This is a genomic window from Bradyrhizobium sp. S3.12.5 (assembly GCF_040548225.1).
Classification (GTDB): domain Bacteria; phylum Pseudomonadota; class Alphaproteobacteria; order Rhizobiales; family Xanthobacteraceae; genus Bradyrhizobium; species Bradyrhizobium cytisi.
Window position 1 is genome coordinate 103,981 of the sequence record NZ_JBEPRF010000002.1, and the last position, 15,412, is coordinate 119,392.

The following is a 15,412-nucleotide window of genomic DNA, read 5'->3' on the forward strand; positions in this document are numbered from 1 at the left end:
TCGATGCTGGTTCCCTCTCCCCGCAAGCGGGGAGAGGGAACAGGTCTCTTACTGGAACTGCGCCTTCTTGTAGTAGCCGCTGTCAACCAGGGTCTTCTCCCAATTGTCCTTGTACACCACGACCGGCTTCAGGAGATAGGACGGGATGGTCTTGACACCGTTCTCATAGGTTTTGGTGTCGTTGACCGTCACCTGCTTGCCGGCGAGCGCGGCGTCGACCATGTCGGCGGTCACCTTGGCGAGATCGCGGGTGTCCTTGAAGATGGTCGAGTACTGATCGCCGCGCAGCATGGCCTTGATCGAGGGCACCTCGGCGTCCTGGCCCGAGATGATCGGCATCGGCTGATCGGCGCTGCCGTAGCCGACACCCTTCAGCGAGGAGATGATGCCGATCGAGAGGCCGTCATAAGGCGACAGCACCGCGCTGACCTTCTTGTTGCCGTAGTAGGCACTGAGCAGATTGTCCATGCGGGACTGGGCGGTGGCGCCGTCCCAGCGCAAGGTCGCGACCTTGTCCATGCCCATCTGACCGGAGGCGACTACGAGCTTGCCGCTATCGATATAGGGCTTCAGCACGCTCATCGCGCCGTTGTAGAAGAAGTAGGCGTTGTTGTCGTCCGGCGAGCCGCCGAACAGCTCGATGTTGAACGGACCCTTGCCTTCCTTGAGACCAAGCCCCTTCTCGATCGATTCCGCCTGGAGCACGCCGACCTGGAAATTGTCGAAGGTCGCATAATAGTCGACATTCGGCGTGCCGCGGATCAGGCGGTCATAGGCGATCACGGTGATGCCCTTGGCCTTGGCCTGCTTGAGCACGTCAGACAGCGTGGTGCCGTCGATCGCGGCGATCACCAGCGCCTTCGCGCCCTTGGTCACCATGTTCTCGACCTGCGAGAGCTGGTTCGGGATGTCGTCCTCGGCATATTGCAGGTCGGTGTTGTAGCCGCGCTCCTTCAGCACCTTGACCATGTTGTTGCCGTCGTCGATCCAGCGCGCCGAGGATTTCGTCGGCATCGAGATGCCCACGGTCGCCTTCTCCTGTGCGGAGGCGGTGACGCCTGCGGCCATCGTTGCGGCGCCGGCCAGCGCCAATGCGAGAAATGTCGTCTTCAATTTCAACATGCTTCACTCCCTTTGGGTGTCAGACTGATTCTTAGTGTCGTCGAGAACAGAGGTAAAGGTCGGCTTCGGATCTCCTATGCGAGCTTGACATCGGGCTCCGCGCGACCGCGCGCGGAGGCTTGCAGCAGAAAGGTGCAGCCGGCCTGCGGATCGGCGGCGCGCGCCTCGGCATCCATATCCTGCCACGCCGAGGTGACGAGTAGGCGCGACAGATCGGCGCCGACGAAAGCGGGACAGCTCGCCTGCCTGGCCGGCACGCGCAGCGAGCGCAGGCGCTCGCCTTGTGGTGAGTAGACGTCGACGCGGCCCGCCCCCCAGCAGGCGTTCCAGATTTGCCCGTCGGCGTCGCATACCGAGCCGTCGAGGCCGCCAATGCCAGTGTGATGCAGCAGCACCTCCGGTTCGCCGCGCGGCAGGCCGGTGGCGGGATCGAGCGGCACCGCATAGAGCACGGCGCGCGCGGTGTCGGTGAAATAGCCGGTGGTGCCGTCCGGCGAAAAGCAGATCGAGTTGGGAATGCTGATGCCGGAAAACAGCGTCGAGATCTTGCCGCGGTGGAGCGCGTAGATCGCTCCCAGCTCCCGCTCGGCTTTGCGCCCCATGGTGCCGATCCAGAACGTGCCTGATTGATGCACGCGGCAATCGTTGGAGCGCGTGGCGGGGTTGTCCGCTTCGAGCGGGCAGAACAGCGTCATCGCGCCGTCGGCCACGCTACGGATGTAACAACCATCTTCCGCGACGACCAGCTGGTGTTCGGCATCGATCCGCCCAAGCGCGCTCGCCATCCGGCCAAGCGCATGGATGCGGATCGTGCCGCTGCCAAGATGCGCCTCGAACAGGCGCCCCTCGCGAATATCAAACCACCACGCTGTATCGGTGGTGACATCATAGGTCGGGCCTTCGCCGAGGTGACAGTGGTCGGCGGAGAGAACAGAGGTCAGCACCTCCTCCATCATGGCGTCCTCACGGCGAAGCGATAGACGGTGTGATGCCGATAGACGCCACCGGGATCGAGGCGCGGGCTCGGGAAATCAGGCCGGTTCGGTGAATTGGGCCACATGTGGGGCTCCAGGCACAACGCGTCCGACTGCCGGATCAGCTTGCCGCCCTTGCCCGAGATCGTGCCGTCGAGATAGTTGCCGGAATAGACCTGGAGGCCGGGCTGATCGGTCAACAGCTCCATGATGCGACCCGAGCGCGGCGCCTCCAGCCGGGCCGCGAGCGCGAGCTTGCCGTCGCGCGCGAGACAATAGGTGTGGTCGTAGCCCCTGCCGTTGCGCAATTGCTGATCGCTCTCGCGAATGCGCGCGCCGACCGCGTGTGCCTCACGGAAATCGAACGGCGTGCCGGCCACGGCGCGCGGCGGCTCCGGCAGCGGAATCGCGGTGGGATCGATGGCCAGGAAATGCTCGGCCTTAACCGTCAGCCTGTGATCGAGGGTGGGCGTGCCTGAGGTCGCGCCTTCCAGATTGAAGAAGCTGTGGTTGGTCAGGTTGACGATGGTCGGACGGTCGGTCCGTGCCTCCATCGTCAACGACAGCTCGGCCGGCCCGGTGACGCGATAGGTCAGGCGCACATCGAGCTTGCCGGGATAATTCTCCTCGCCATGCGGGCTGCTGTAGGTCAGCGTGACCGCAGGACTAGCGCCATCGTCGAGCTCGGCTATGTCCCAGAGCTTGCGGTCAAAGCCGTCGAGGCCGCCATGCAGCGCATTCGGGCCGTTGTTGATTGGAAGCTGGAAGGTCTCGCCATCGAGCGAGAACTGCCCGTTGGCGATGCGGTTGGCGTAGCGGCCGACGGTCGCGCCAAAAAACTTCCGTTCGGCGAGATAGCCGGCAAAGGCATCATGGCCGAGCACGACGTCGTCGTAACCGCCCTTAGCGTCCGGCGCGATCAGCGCCTGGATCACCGCGCCATGAGTGATGATGCGAGCCTCAAACCCGCCCTCGCCGCACAGCACGATGCGCTCGACCTTGCGTCCGTCTGGCAGCGTTCCAAAAACGTCTTTTGTTATTTTCGAGCCAGCCATGTCTAGTCCACAAATGGTTCGACGATGTTGCGCTTGCCGAGCAGGAAAGCGTCGGCAACGAGGCGAAGCGGTGCCAGATCGACGTCGCTCGTGCCGCTCGCGGCAAGCTTGACGAAGCGCCGATACAACTCGCGATATTCCTCATCGGGCGCGTCGGCAACAACCTTGCCGTCGACCGCCATGATCCTGCCGCCGCGGGACAAGGTCATCCGGCCCTCGTCGGTTTCGACCAGGATATCCCAGTTCTGCGGCCCGGTCTGGCGGAAGTCGAATTCGGCCGTGATCGGCAAGCCGCCGATGTCGGTCAGCGTCAAATTGGCGGCAATCGGCGACTGGCAATTGGCCGGAAAAGCGAGCTCAGCCGCGATGACAAACACCGGCCTCGGCAGGATGCGGGTCAGGATCGATAGCGCGTTGATACCGGGATCGAACACGCCGAGCCCGCCCGGCTCCCAGATCCAGGCCTGGCCGGGATGCCAGACGCGGACGTCTTCCTTCCAATTGATGTGCACCGATTTGATCCGGCGCGCAGCCAGCCATTCGCGGGCCGGCTCGACCGCGGGTGCATGGCGCGAATGCCAGGTCGCAAACAGGGTCCGCTTTGCCTCCGACGCCATCGCGATCAACGGATCGAGCTCGGCAACGCCGATGCCGGGCGGCTTCTCCAGCATGACATGCTTGCCGGCGGCGAGCGCCGCGGCGGCCTGGCCACGACGTACCTGCGGCGGCGTGCAGAGCGACACCGCGTCGATCTGCGGTCCCTTATCCAGCAGCTCCTCGACGGTCGCGAAATGCGGCAGGCCCGGCAGCGACGCGTTGCGGCTCGCAACTGCGGCGAGCATCGCGCCTGGCACTGCGGCAATCGCGCCGACATGCTGGTCGCGCGCAATCTTGCCGAAGCCGACGATGGCGATGCGAAGTTCAGTCACGCTTATTCTCCACTTTCGCGGACGGCAGCGGCTCGGCAGGGGCCGTCTCGATCACAGTGCCCTCATGGCGGCGCATGCCGTTGTGAATGACATAGACCATCGCCTCCGACGCCATCCCGGCATCGCCGCACGTGATCGCATCGACGATCTTCTGATGCCAGAGCAGCACGGTGTCGCGGTCCTCCGGCTCGACCGGGGCACTGAGCAGGAACGAGGCGCGCAAGGCGGCCTCGATCACATGCCCGATCGAGCGCATGAACAGATTACCCGATGCCCGCGCCACCGCAACGTGCAGCGCGAGATCGGCATCGGCAAAGCTGACGGAATCGGAAGCCTCGAGCCGCATCCGTTCCATGCTGCGGCGAAGCTCCGCGATATCCTTCTCGGACCGGTGCGCCGCCGCCAGCGCTGCGGCGCGCGGCTCGACCGCGAGGCGGATCTCGGCAAGGTCGTCGAGGAAGCGCTTGTCGATGCCGGCGTCGAGATGCCAGGCCAGCACGTCGGCATCGAACATGTTCCAGGCGGCACGCTCGCGCACGACGGTGCCGACCCGCGCCTTGGTGGTCAAAAGCCCCTTGGCGACCAGCGTCTTCACGCTCTCGCGCAGCACCGGCCGCGACACGCCGAACATCGCAATCAGCTCGGCATCGCCAGGAAGCCGCGCCCCTTCCGCATAGCGGCCAGCGATGATATCGACGCCGATCGAGCGAGCCACTTCCGCGTGATTGGAATGAGCCCGCCTTGTCGGGATGATGACGATGCGCGAGGTCATGAGACGGCTCCCACGCGTTTCGCCACCGGCCGTCGCGCCAGTACGACCAGCCCCTGCTGCAGGGCGATGAAGGCGAACAGCAAGACGCCGGTCGCGATCTTGGTCCACCAGCTCGACAGCGTCCCGTCGAAATTGATGTAGGTCTGGATCATGCCCTGGATCAGCACGCCGAGGAAGGTGCCGATCACCGAGCCCTGCCCGCCCGTGAGCAGCGTGCCGCCGATGACCACGGCCGCGATGCTATCGAGCTCGACACCGACGGCGGAGAGAGAATAGCCGGCGCTGGTGTAGAAGGAGAACACGATGCCGGCTAGCCCTGCGAGCACGCTCGACAGCATGTAGATCTTCACTGTCATCTTGCCGACCGCGACGCCCATCAGGCTTGCGGTGGCCCGGCCGCCGCCGAGTGCATAGACATTGGCGCCGAACCGGGTGAGACGCAGCAGCAGAACGCCGCCGATCACGATCGCGAGCATGATGATCGCGATCGTGGTCAACCGCCCGCCCCCGGGCATGCGCAACGCGAAATCCGACACGGTCGAATAGACCGGCGCCGTGATTGGCACAGATTCCGTCGAGAGCAGGAAGCTCGCGCCGCGCGCCAGGAACATGCCGGCAAGCGTGACGATGAACGGCGGCAGGTCAAACACATGGATGATCGCGCCCATCGCGGCGCCAAAGGCCGCCGAGAGCACGATGATGGCGACGAAAGCGACCAGCGGCGGCACACCCCAGCGCTCGATTGCGAGCGCCACGAACACGGTGGTGAAGCCGATCACCGAGCCGACCGACAGATCGATGCCGCCGGAGATGATGACGAAGGTCATGCCGGTTGCGACGATGCCAAGAAACGCGTTGTCGGTCAGGAGATTGCCGACCACGCGGGTCGAGGCGATGTTGGGAAACTGCAGCGCGCAGAGGGCGAAGCCTGCGACGAGGACGAGGGCCGTGATCAGGACGGGCGGCAGGCCTTTCATGGTTTCGTCCCCCGCAGCCACGCCATGATACCGGCAAAGCCGGACAGTTTTGGCGATTGCAGCAGCAGCACCGCGAGCACCACCATGGCCTTGACCAGCAGGTTGAACTCCGGCGGATAGCCTGACAGCAAAATGCCGGTGTTCATGGTCTGAATGATCAGCGCACCAAGCACCGCCAGGACAAGGCTGAAGCGGCCGCCGAACAGCGAGGTGCCGCCGATCACCACCGCGAGGATGGCGTCGAGCTCGAGCCAAAGGCCGGCATTGTTGGCATCCGCGCCCATGATGTCGGCCGCGGCGATCACGCCGGCGAGCGCGGCGCAAACGCCGCACCAGACATAGACCGCCAAGATCATCGCGCGCGTGCCGACGCCGGCAAGCTCGCTCGCCCGCGCATTGCCGCCGGTCGCCTCGATGAGGAGCCCGAGCGCCGAGCCGCGCACCACTGCGCCGGTGAGGAGCAGCATGCCGAGCGCAATCGCGATCGGCACCGGCACGCCGAGAATGGCGCCGTTGCCGAGCCAGACCAGATCCGGCGACGTGAAGGTCACGATGCGACCTTCGGTGATGAGCTGGGCGATGCCGCGACCGGCGACCATCAGGATCAGCGTCGCCACGATCGGCTGCATGCCAAGCACCGCGACGAGGAAGCCGTTCCACAATCCGCAGACGAGCCCCGCGCCGAGCGCCGCCGCCAGCACCACCGGCAGGCCGTGGCTGTCGGCGAGGCTCGCCGCGATCGCGCCGCAGATCGCCATCACCGCGCCGACGGAGAGATCGATGCCGCGCGTCGCGATCACCAGCACCATGCCGAGCGAGAGCAGCGCCACCGGCGTGCCGCGGTTGAGCACGTCGATGATGCTGCCGAACAGACGGCCGTCCTGGAGACGCAGGTCGAAGAATTGCGGCGACACCACGCGATCGACTGCCAGGATGACGATCAGCGCAAGGATCTGGGCAAGGCCGCGGCGCGGCAATAGCGCTGTCATGCCCGGGCCTCTTGCATCGCTGCGCCATCGGCGGCGATGGCCGCGAGAATGTTGGTGACGTCGATGGCCTCGCCCGAGAGCTCCTCGACATGGGCACGATCGCGCAGCACGACCACACGGTCGGAATAGGTCACGATCTCGTCGAGTTCCGAGGAGATCACGAGCAACGCTAGCCCATCGTCGCAGAGCTCGCGGATCAGGCGGATGATCTCGGCATGCGCGCCGACATCGATACCGCGCGTGGGTTCATCCAGCACGAGGAGCCGCGGCGAAGTCGCGAGCCAGCGCGCCAGCAGAACCTTTTGCTGATTGCCGCCGGAGAGCAGGCCGACGGGCCGTTCGGCATCGGGCGGGCGGATATCGAGCATCTTGACGTAACGGCGCGCGATCTCGTCCTGCTCGCGACGCGACAGCGGCCGATGCAGCCCGCGCTTGGCCTGAAGCGCCAGCACGATATTCTCGCGCACGGTGAGCTCGGCGACGATGCCGTCGGTCTTGCGCTCCTCCGGGCAATAGCCAAAGCCGTGGCGCACGCCATCTCGCGGCGACTGCAGCCGCACGGAAGCGCCTTCCACCCTCGCCTGCCCGCCATCGGCGCGCTCGGCGCCGAACACCAGCCGCGCCGTCTCGGTGCGACCCGAGCCGAGGAGGCCAGCGAGGCCAACGACCTCGCCATGGCGCAGCTCGAGATTGAATGGGGCGACATAGCCGGCCTTGCCGTAGTTCTCGAAACTCGCACAGATCTCGCGAACCTTGTGCTCGCCGACTGCCGCCCGCGCGCTGGTGGTCTCGGCCAGCTCGCGGCCGAGCATCATCCGGATCAGCTCGAGCCGTGGCAGCGAAGCGGTCTCGCGCTCGCCGACCAGGCGACCGTTGCGCAAGACGGTGATGCGGTCGGAGATCTCGTAGACCTGATCGAGGAAATGACTGACGAAGACGATGCCGATGCCGCGCTTGGCCAACTGGCGCATGATGCCGAACAATATCTCGACCTCATGACGGTCGAGGCTCGCGGTCGGCTCGTCCAGGATCAGCACGCGTGCGGACAGATCGACGGCCCGCGCGATCGCGGTGACATGCTGCACGGCCACCGAATAATGGCCGAGTGGCGCTGCGACATCGATATCGAGGCCGAACTCCGTGAGCAGCGCTTTGGCGCGGCGACGCATCTCGCCCTCGCGCACGATGCCGAAGCGCATCGGCTGGCGGTCGAGAAACAGGTTCTGCGCCACCGACAGGTTCGGCAGCAGGTTGACCTCCTGGTAAACGGTGGCAATACCGGCCTGCAGCGCGGCCTTGGCAGAACGCGGCGCGACCTCTTCGCCGCCCAGACGGACGACACCGGCATCGCGCGGGAACACGCCGGTGATGACCTTGATCAGCGTGGATTTGCCGGCGCCGTTCTCGCCGAGCAGAGCATGGATCTCGCCAGGACGAAGCGTGAAGTCGACCTCCTGCAACGCGCGCACCGCACCGAAGCTCTTGCTGATCCCGCGCGCCTCCAGCAGGCAAGGAGCAGGATCAAGGCTGTTCTCCATAACGACGTCACTCCCACCGGCGCCCGCTTATGCTGCGGACACCCAGCCTATTCGTTCGTGCGGCGGATGCGAAGGGGGGTGCCGGACCGCAAAGCGCGATCCGGCAAGGCGCCCGCCTCAGTAACCGAGGCCCTTCTTGCTGTCGTATTCCTTCTGCGGATCGTCGGCGGCGGTGAGAAGCCTGGATTCGGTCTGGATCCACTTCGGGGGCACGGTGCCCTTATTCTTGAACGCCGCGACGGTATCGAAGGCCGGGCCCGCCATGTTCGGCGTCAACTCGACCGTCGCGTTGGCTTCGCCGGCCACCATCGCCTTGAAGATATCGGGAACCGCGTCGATCGAGACGGTGAGGATGTCCTTGCCCGGCTTGAGGCCGGCTTCCTTCATCGCCTGGATCGCGCCGACCATCATGTCGTCGTTGTGAGCATAGACCGCGCAGATCGTCTTGCCGCCGCCTTCGGCCTTGATGAAGCTCTCCATGACTTCCTTGCCCTTGGCGCGGGTGAAGTCGCCGGTCTGGCTGCGCACCACCTTCAAATTGGCGTGCTTGGCGATGGCGGTGTCAAAACCCTTCTTGCGGTTGGCGGCGACGCTGGCGCCGACCGTGCCCTGCAATTCGACGACGTTGCAGGCCTTCTCGCCTACGGTCTTGGCCAGCCATTCGCCGGCGACGGCGCCTTCATGCACGCTGTCCGAGGTGACGGCGGTGAGATAGAGGTCCTTGCCGGACGGATCGATGTCGCGGTCGAGCAGCACGACCGGGATCTTGGCTTCCTTAGCCTCCTTCAGCACCGAATCCCAGCCGGTCGAGACCACGGGCGCGAGGAAGATCGCATCGACATTCTGCGCGATGAAGGAGCGGATCGCCTTGATCTGGTTCTCCTGCTTCTGCTGTGCATCGGCGATCTTGAGATTGACCTTGCGCTTGGTGGCCTCCTGCTTGGAGACCGAAGTCTCGGCCGCGCGCCAGCCGGATTCCGATCCGATCTGCGAGAAGCCGATGGTGAGCTCGGCCGCATTGGCCGGCAGCGCGAGCAACAACGCGGCCGTGGCGCTGGCCGCAAAAAGGGCTTTGAAGGTCATCAGACGTGTCTCCCAAAATGTTGTCCGGGGCGCCGATTGGTAGCATGGCACCCTCAAGCCGGCCTTTGAGGGCGGCGGGAGGCACTATTTCACGGAAGTTTACGTCCGTATAGTCATATTATCTGACTATTTAGACGAATGAAGAGAGATGCCGAGTTGGCGGAGCAGATCACATGCCAAGCGGGACTTTACCAACTGATACAACTTGGAGATGACGGAGTTAGTTAGTGTGGGGCCACGAGTGCGCCGTGCGGATGGCGACCTAGTCGACGCGCGGAGACGCGAAGCGCTAGATCAACTTCCGCTGCGCCAGGTTCTTCATCAGTGCGCCGATGCCGAACGTCCAGGGCTCGCACACGTCGCTGGTGCGCATGCGGTTGACGAGCTTGCCGAGCTGAGGTGCGGCGATGGTGACGATGTCGTCGCGCTTGTGGGTGAAGCCCTGCCCCGGCGCGTCGCGATCCTTGACCGGCGCGAACATCGTGCCGAGGAACAGAACGAAGCCATCAGGATATTGATGCACCTTGCCGATGGTCTGCGCGACGAGATCGGTCGGATCGCGGCTGATCATGCTGATCGAGGAATGGCCGTCGAGAACGAAACCGTCCGCACCCCTCACGTTCAGGCTGATGTTGAGCTTGCGCGCGTCGTCGAGCGTGAATGTGTCGTCGAACAGGCGTAGCAGCGGTCCGATCGAGCACGAGGCGTTGTTGTCCTTGGCCTTCGACAACAGCAGCGCCGAGCGGCCCTCGAAGTCACGCAGATTCACGTCATTGCCGAGCGCGCCGCCGACGATCTTGCCGCGGCTGGAGACGAACAGCACCAGCTCCGGCTCGGGGTTGTTCCAGGTCGACTTCGGATGCAGCCCGGCGTCCATGCCGGTGCCGACCGAGGACAGGGTCGGCGCCTTGGTGAAGACTTCGGCATCGGGGCCAATGCCGACCTCGAGATACTGGCTCCAGGCGTTCTGGTCGATCAGCACCTGCTTTAGATGCATCGCCTGGTCCGAGCCCGGCTTGAGCTTTGACAGATCGTCGCCGATCAATCGTGTCACTTCCTTCCGGATCGCGTCGGCCGAGGCCGGATTGCCCTTGGCCCGCTCCTCGATCACGCGTTCCAGCATCGAGATGGCGAAGGTGACGCCGGCGGCCTTCAAGGTCTGGAGATCGACCGGCGCGAGCAGCCAGGGCTTTTTCGTATCGCGCCCATCCGGCGCCGTGTTGGCGACAATGGCTTCGAGATCGCCGATACGCTCGCCCTTGGTCGCGGCAAGCGACTTGGCCGGATTGTCCTCCTCGCAGAGGGCGCTGACGGTTGGGAATTTCGCGGTGACGTCGAAGACGCCGTCGCTGCGCACGGCGACCACCGCCGGACCGTTCGCCTGCGGCAGCCAGACGCGACCGACCAGCGTCCCTTTTGTTCCATCCTCGGGGAGAAGGTCTTTAACGGACAGTGTCGTCATGGCCGGCGTCCTCGCTGTTTTTCGGACCGGCCGCGTTCAATCAGAAGCCGGTCACGTTGGCGAAGACAAATAAACGTCTGGCGGGGGAAGTCCAGACCGGCAGCGATGAGCCGCTATGCCCCTGCCCTCGCCTTCCGGGCCGCGATCTGCTGCAAGGCCCAGCGTGCATTCTTGCGGACATCCGGATCGGCATCGTCGGCGATGACGGCCAGGAACGCTTCACCGTCGGAATGGGCGATCTCACCAAGCGCGGCGGCCGCCTCTTTCCGCAAATTCGCCTGATCGTGGTTGATGCAATTGCCGATCGGCCGCACCGCGCGTTCGATCTTCATCTTGCCGAGGCTGCGGATCGCCTTCAGCCTCACCTGCCAGAACCCATCAGCGAGCGCACCGACGAGCTGGTCGGCGGCGATCGAACCGTTGACGTTGAGACCGAGCGTTTCCGCCGCCATCTCGCGGACCATCCAGTTGGCGTCCTTCAAGGCTCGCGTAATCGTCTCAGCCGCGGGCTTCATCTGCGAAAAGGCGAGCGCGCTCACGGCGGCGCGGCGGACATGCGCATCGGGATCGTTGATCAGCGCGGTCAGCGCGGGGATGGATTCCTCCAGCTTCAGGAAGCCGATCACGCCGATCGCCTGCACCCGCACGGCGGCATCGGAATCCTGCAGCGCTTCCAGCGCGGGCTTGAGCGTATCCTTGCACCGTAACTCCTTGAGCGCGCGCAGCGCGCCCATGCGGACGAAGGCGTGGGCGTGCTTGACCAGCGGCAGAATGATTTCAGCACAAGCCGGATCCTTGAACTCGGCCATGCTGTCGGCCGCGGCCGATGCCACGATCCTTTCCGGATCGACCAGCAGCTTCACAAGCGCGCGCGCGGCTTCCGGCCCGTCGAACTCGCCCAGCGCCATCGCGACCTGCTGGCGCACGCCGGCATCGGGATCGGTTACGATACTGGCGAGATGACCGACCGCGGCGGGGTCGCCGGAATGACCGAGCGCGATGATCGCGACGCGGCGCTCGGCGGGATCGGCGGCCTGAAGCCGCTCGTCGGCGTCTTCGAGATCGTCGTAGGATTCGAACGGGCTCGACATGCTCACCTCAACAGATAGGGAATGTTGACCGTGACGGCGCCGGTCGGGCAATCGGCCTCGCAGGGCATGCAGTACCAGCACTCGTCATAGGCCATGTAGGCCTTGCCGGTCATGTCGCTGATGCGCAGCACGTCGAGCGGGCAGACGTCGACGCATACGGTGCAGCCCTTATCGGCAATGCATTTGGCGTCGTCGACGACCACCGGAACCGATGTTTGATAGGACGCGAGAGGCATTTTATGTCTCCTGTTGCTAGGGTGCGGTGGATCAGGCAGTGGCGCGGATGCGCTGCTTGTCGTAGAGGTCCTTCTCGTCGTCGGCGATCGGCACGACATAGGGCTCTACCGCGCGCTTCTCGCTGGTCATCTTGCCGTTCTGCTTGGACAGCAGCGTGTGGCAGAACCAGTTCTCGTTGTCCTTCTCCGGAAAATCCGTGCGCCAGTGATAGAGGCCCCAGCGGCTTTCCTCGCGATACAGCGAGGCATGCACCGCCATGTCGGCGCAATCCATGATCGACTGCACTTCGAGGGCGCGGAGCAGCTCGTGCGCGTTGCGTGCGATCATATGCTCCTGCATGTCCTGCCGCGTCTCGGCGAGACGGCGCATGCCGAGCTCGTATTTGCGCGTGACCTTTGGCGGCTGGAGATAGTCGTTGACAAGGCGGCGGGTCTTGTACTCGACTTGGTTCGGCGGAATGCCGTCCTCGCGCCTGGTCGGCGCCAGCACACGGTCACGCTCCTTTGCGACGTCCTGCGCATCGAACTCCGCAAAGTCGTGATTGTCGGCAAACTCCATCGCATCGATGCCGGCGACCGAACCGTTGGTGAAGGCGCCGAGCATGTAATTGTGCGGCACGCTCGCCATGTCGCCGGCGGCGTAGAGGCCGGGCACGGTGGTGCGGGCATTGTCGTCGACGAACACGCCCGAGGCGCTGTGGCCGGAGCAGAAGCCGATCTCGGAGATATGCATCTCGATCGAGTCATTGCGGTAGTCGACCCCACGCCCTTGCTGGAACAGGCCGCGCGTCGGCCGCTCCACCTTGTGCAGCGTGGACTCGATCTCGGAGATCGTGTCAGGATGCAGATGCTTGAGCTGGAGGAACACCGGGCCCTTGCCGGACAACAGCTCGTTGTAGAACTCCAGCATCATCTGGCCGGACCAGTAGTCGCATTCAATGAAGCGCGAGCCCTCGTTATTGGCTGTAAATGCGCCGAACGGACCGGCGACATAGGCGCAGGCCGGGCCGTTATAATCCTTGATCAGCGGATTGATCTGGTAGCATTCGAGGTTCGCGAGCGCCGCACCCGCGTGATACGCCATCGCATAGCCGTCGCCGGAATTGGCGGCGTTCTCATAGGTGCCGAACATGTAGCCCGAGGTCGGCAGACCGAGCCGGCCGGCGGCGCCCATGCAGAGGATCACGGCCTTGGCCTTGATCACCAGGATCTCGGCCGTGCGGGTGTTGACGGAGATCGCACCGGCAATGCGACCGTCGGACGATTTGAGCAGCCGCGTCGCCATGTAGCGATTCGAGATCAGGATGCGGGCGCGGCGGAGCTGGCGGTAGAGCGCCTTCTTCACGGTCTCGCCGTTCGGCATCGGCAGAACATAGGTGCCGATATGGTGCACCTTCTTGACGGCGTAATCGCCGTTCTCGTTCTTCAGGAAGCGGATGCCGAAACTGTCGAGCTCTTCGATGATCTCAAAGCAGTTCTGGGCATATTTATAGACCGCCTTCTGATCGACGATGCCGTCATTGGCGATGGTGATTTCCTTGGTGTACTGCTCCGGCGTCGCATAGCCGGGGATGACGGCGTTGTTGAGCCCATCCATGCCCATCGAGATCGCGCCGGAGCGCTTGACGTTGGCCTTTTCGAGCAGGACGACATTGGCCTTCGGGTTCTTCAGCTTCGCCTTCAGCGCCGCCATCGGACCGGCTGTGCCGCCGCCGATCACGAGCACGTCGCAGGAAACCTCTGAAAGTCCGTCGACGATCTGATCTAGTGCCATCGCTTGCTCCTGGTCCGCCGATCCGGCGCCTTTTGCATCAGATTTGTTCAGGTGACGTGCCGGCGATAGCAATTAGTTGTCGCCGGGCTGCGATTTGCGCCTCAGCGCTCGACAAAAGCCTTCTCGATCACGAAATGGCCGGGCTGGCTGTGATTGCCCTCGACGAAGCCGCGCGCGGCAAACATCGCGGGGAGTTCCTCCAGCATTGCCGGGCTGCCGCAGAGCATGATGCGGTCGGTCTCGATATCAAGGCCGGACTGCCCGATGTCGTCGAACATCTGGTTGGAGGCGATCAGGTCGGTGATGCGGCCCCGATTCCGGAACGGCTCGCGGGTCACGGTCGGGTAGTAGACCAGCTTGTCGCGGATCAGAGGGCCGAAGAATTCGTGATCTCGCAGACCGCAGACAAGGTGCTCGCCATAGGCGAGCTCCGAGACCTGCCGGCAGCCATGGGCGAGCACGATGGTCTCGTAATTCTCATAGACGTCAGGATCCTTGATCAGGCTGGCGAACGGCGCGAGGCCGGTACCGGTCGAGAGCAGCAGGAGGCGCTTGCCGGGAATGAGATTCCCGGTGATCAGCGTGCCGGTCGCCTTGCGGCCGACCAGGATGATGTCGCCTTCCCTGATCTTCTGCAGACGCGAGGTCAGCGGACCGTCCTGCACCTTGATCGAGAAGAACTCGAGCTCTTCCTCATGATTGGCGCTCGCCATGCTGTAAGCGCGCATCAGCGGCTTGCCCTCGACTTCGAGCCCGATCATGGCGAACTGGCCATTCTGGAAACGGAAGCCGGGATCGCGCGTCGCGGTGAAGCTGAACAGGGAGTCGGTCCAGTGCCTGACCGACAAAATCGTTTCCTTCTGAAATGCGCTCATGGTCTCTCCTTGCCGTCGATGGCGCACAAAGTTTCGGAGAGACGGGATTCCGGCAACGCGGAATTGAAAATCCCGGTCGATTAGTTTCACAATTCGCGAGCGGTGATTGAAGAGATGGCACGTGGGCCACGTCCGCGCCGGCAATTAGTTGCTATTCGCGCTCGTCGGCATCGACGTAAAAGAGAGCCGGAGATACCTCATGACCATAGCCCTGGTGGCACCGACCGTGGCCGACTATGAAGCCAGCGCCGATCTCGCGACGCTCCTTGTCCACACCACCGAGGGCGATGCGCTGAGCGTCCCTGCCGAAAAACTCCGCCTCTCCTGCAAATGCGCCCACTGCACCCGCGCCCGCTTCGACGGCCGCTTCCCCGAAGCTTTTCCTGGGATTGCGATTACCGAGATCGGCGATCTCGGCTACGGTCTGAACATCTCGTTTTCAGACGGACACAATCGGGGGATTTACCCCAAGCCGTATTTGCTGAGCTTGGCGGGGCGTTAAGGGCTCGATCTCCCCCGCACTCCGCTGTCATTC

15 protein-coding genes are annotated in these 15,412 nt (G+C 64.1%); 1 reads left to right on the plus strand and 14 read right to left on the minus strand.

Annotation, left to right across the window (positions count from 1 at the left end; translation table 11 throughout):
* Positions 1 to 48: 48 nt before the first annotated feature.
* From chvE to ABIC09_RS02660, 14 genes are all read right to left on the minus strand, one after another.
* Entirely contained in the window at positions 49 to 1,122 is a 1,074-nt protein-coding gene (chvE, locus tag ABIC09_RS02595; RefSeq protein ID WP_354031973.1) for a multiple monosaccharide ABC transporter substrate-binding protein, read from the minus strand.
* Between the two features lie 74 nt (positions 1,123 to 1,196).
* Complete coding sequence (locus ABIC09_RS02600) at positions 1,197 to 2,075, minus strand: SMP-30/gluconolactonase/LRE family protein (RefSeq protein WP_354108468.1); 879 nt, start codon at positions 2,073 to 2,075, stop codon at positions 1,197 to 1,199.
* Positions 2,075 to 3,151, minus strand: coding sequence for an aldose epimerase family protein (locus ABIC09_RS02605; protein ID WP_148754698.1), 1,077 nt, complete (start codon positions 3,149 to 3,151; stop codon positions 2,075 to 2,077). The genes ABIC09_RS02600 and ABIC09_RS02605 overlap by 1 nt, the downstream gene beginning before the upstream one ends.
* Positions 3,152 to 3,153: 2 nt before the next feature.
* Complete coding sequence (locus tag ABIC09_RS02610; RefSeq protein WP_354108315.1) at positions 3,154 to 4,080, minus strand: Gfo/Idh/MocA family protein; 927 nt, start codon at positions 4,078 to 4,080, stop codon at positions 3,154 to 3,156.
* Positions 4,073 to 4,852 (minus strand): FadR/GntR family transcriptional regulator, encoded by a 780-nt coding sequence (locus tag ABIC09_RS02615; protein WP_354108316.1) that lies wholly within the window; start codon positions 4,850 to 4,852, stop codon positions 4,073 to 4,075. The genes ABIC09_RS02610 and ABIC09_RS02615 overlap by 8 nt, the downstream gene beginning before the upstream one ends.
* Positions 4,849 to 5,829 carry a galactofuranose ABC transporter, permease protein YjfF gene (gene yjfF, locus ABIC09_RS02620; protein WP_354108317.1) on the minus strand — a complete coding sequence of 327 codons (981 nt, stop codon included), beginning with the start codon at positions 5,827 to 5,829 and terminating at the stop codon, positions 4,849 to 4,851. The genes ABIC09_RS02615 and yjfF overlap by 4 nt, the downstream gene beginning before the upstream one ends.
* Complete coding sequence (locus ABIC09_RS02625) at positions 5,826 to 6,818, minus strand: ABC transporter permease (RefSeq protein ID WP_354031969.1); 993 nt, start codon at positions 6,816 to 6,818, stop codon at positions 5,826 to 5,828. Before ABIC09_RS02625 ends, yjfF begins: the two co-directional genes overlap by 4 nt.
* Entirely contained in the window at positions 6,815 to 8,356 is a 1,542-nt protein-coding gene (locus tag ABIC09_RS02630; RefSeq protein ID WP_354084553.1) for a sugar ABC transporter ATP-binding protein, read from the minus strand. The genes ABIC09_RS02625 and ABIC09_RS02630 overlap by 4 nt, the downstream gene beginning before the upstream one ends.
* Before the next feature lie 117 nt (positions 8,357 to 8,473).
* On the minus strand, positions 8,474 to 9,439 hold the full coding sequence (ytfQ, locus tag ABIC09_RS02635) for a galactofuranose ABC transporter, galactofuranose-binding protein YtfQ (RefSeq protein ID WP_148754692.1): 966 nt from the start codon (positions 9,437 to 9,439) through the stop codon (positions 8,474 to 8,476).
* A gap of 289 nt (positions 9,440 to 9,728) precedes the next feature.
* Positions 9,729 to 10,901, minus strand: a complete 1,173-nt coding sequence (locus ABIC09_RS02640) for a fumarylacetoacetate hydrolase family protein (protein ID WP_148754691.1) — start codon at positions 10,899 to 10,901, stop codon at positions 9,729 to 9,731.
* 113 nt (positions 10,902 to 11,014) lie between these two features.
* Positions 11,015 to 11,992, minus strand: coding sequence for a HEAT repeat domain-containing protein (locus tag ABIC09_RS02645; RefSeq protein ID WP_354108318.1), 978 nt, complete (start codon positions 11,990 to 11,992; stop codon positions 11,015 to 11,017).
* Positions 11,993 to 11,994: 2 nt separating this feature from the next.
* Positions 11,995 to 12,228 carry a 4Fe-4S dicluster domain-containing protein gene (locus ABIC09_RS02650; RefSeq protein WP_008141081.1) on the minus strand — a complete coding sequence of 78 codons (234 nt, stop codon included), beginning with the start codon at positions 12,226 to 12,228 and terminating at the stop codon, positions 11,995 to 11,997.
* A 31-nt stretch (positions 12,229 to 12,259) separates the two neighbouring features.
* Positions 12,260 to 14,002 carry a fumarate reductase/succinate dehydrogenase flavoprotein subunit gene (locus ABIC09_RS02655; RefSeq protein WP_148754689.1) on the minus strand — a complete coding sequence of 581 codons (1,743 nt, stop codon included), beginning with the start codon at positions 14,000 to 14,002 and terminating at the stop codon, positions 12,260 to 12,262.
* Positions 14,003 to 14,103: 101 nt separating this feature from the next.
* Entirely contained in the window at positions 14,104 to 14,877 is a 774-nt protein-coding gene (locus ABIC09_RS02660) for a ferredoxin--NADP reductase (protein WP_354031965.1), read from the minus strand.
* 199 nt (positions 14,878 to 15,076) lie between these two features.
* Here ABIC09_RS02660 and ABIC09_RS02665 point away from each other — a divergent pair, with 199 nt between their 5' ends.
* A complete protein-coding gene (locus tag ABIC09_RS02665) occupies positions 15,077 to 15,379 on the plus strand; it encodes a gamma-butyrobetaine hydroxylase-like domain-containing protein (protein ID WP_354084550.1) in 303 nt (100 codons plus the stop codon).
* The last annotated feature ends 33 nt before the right edge of the window (positions 15,380 to 15,412 follow it).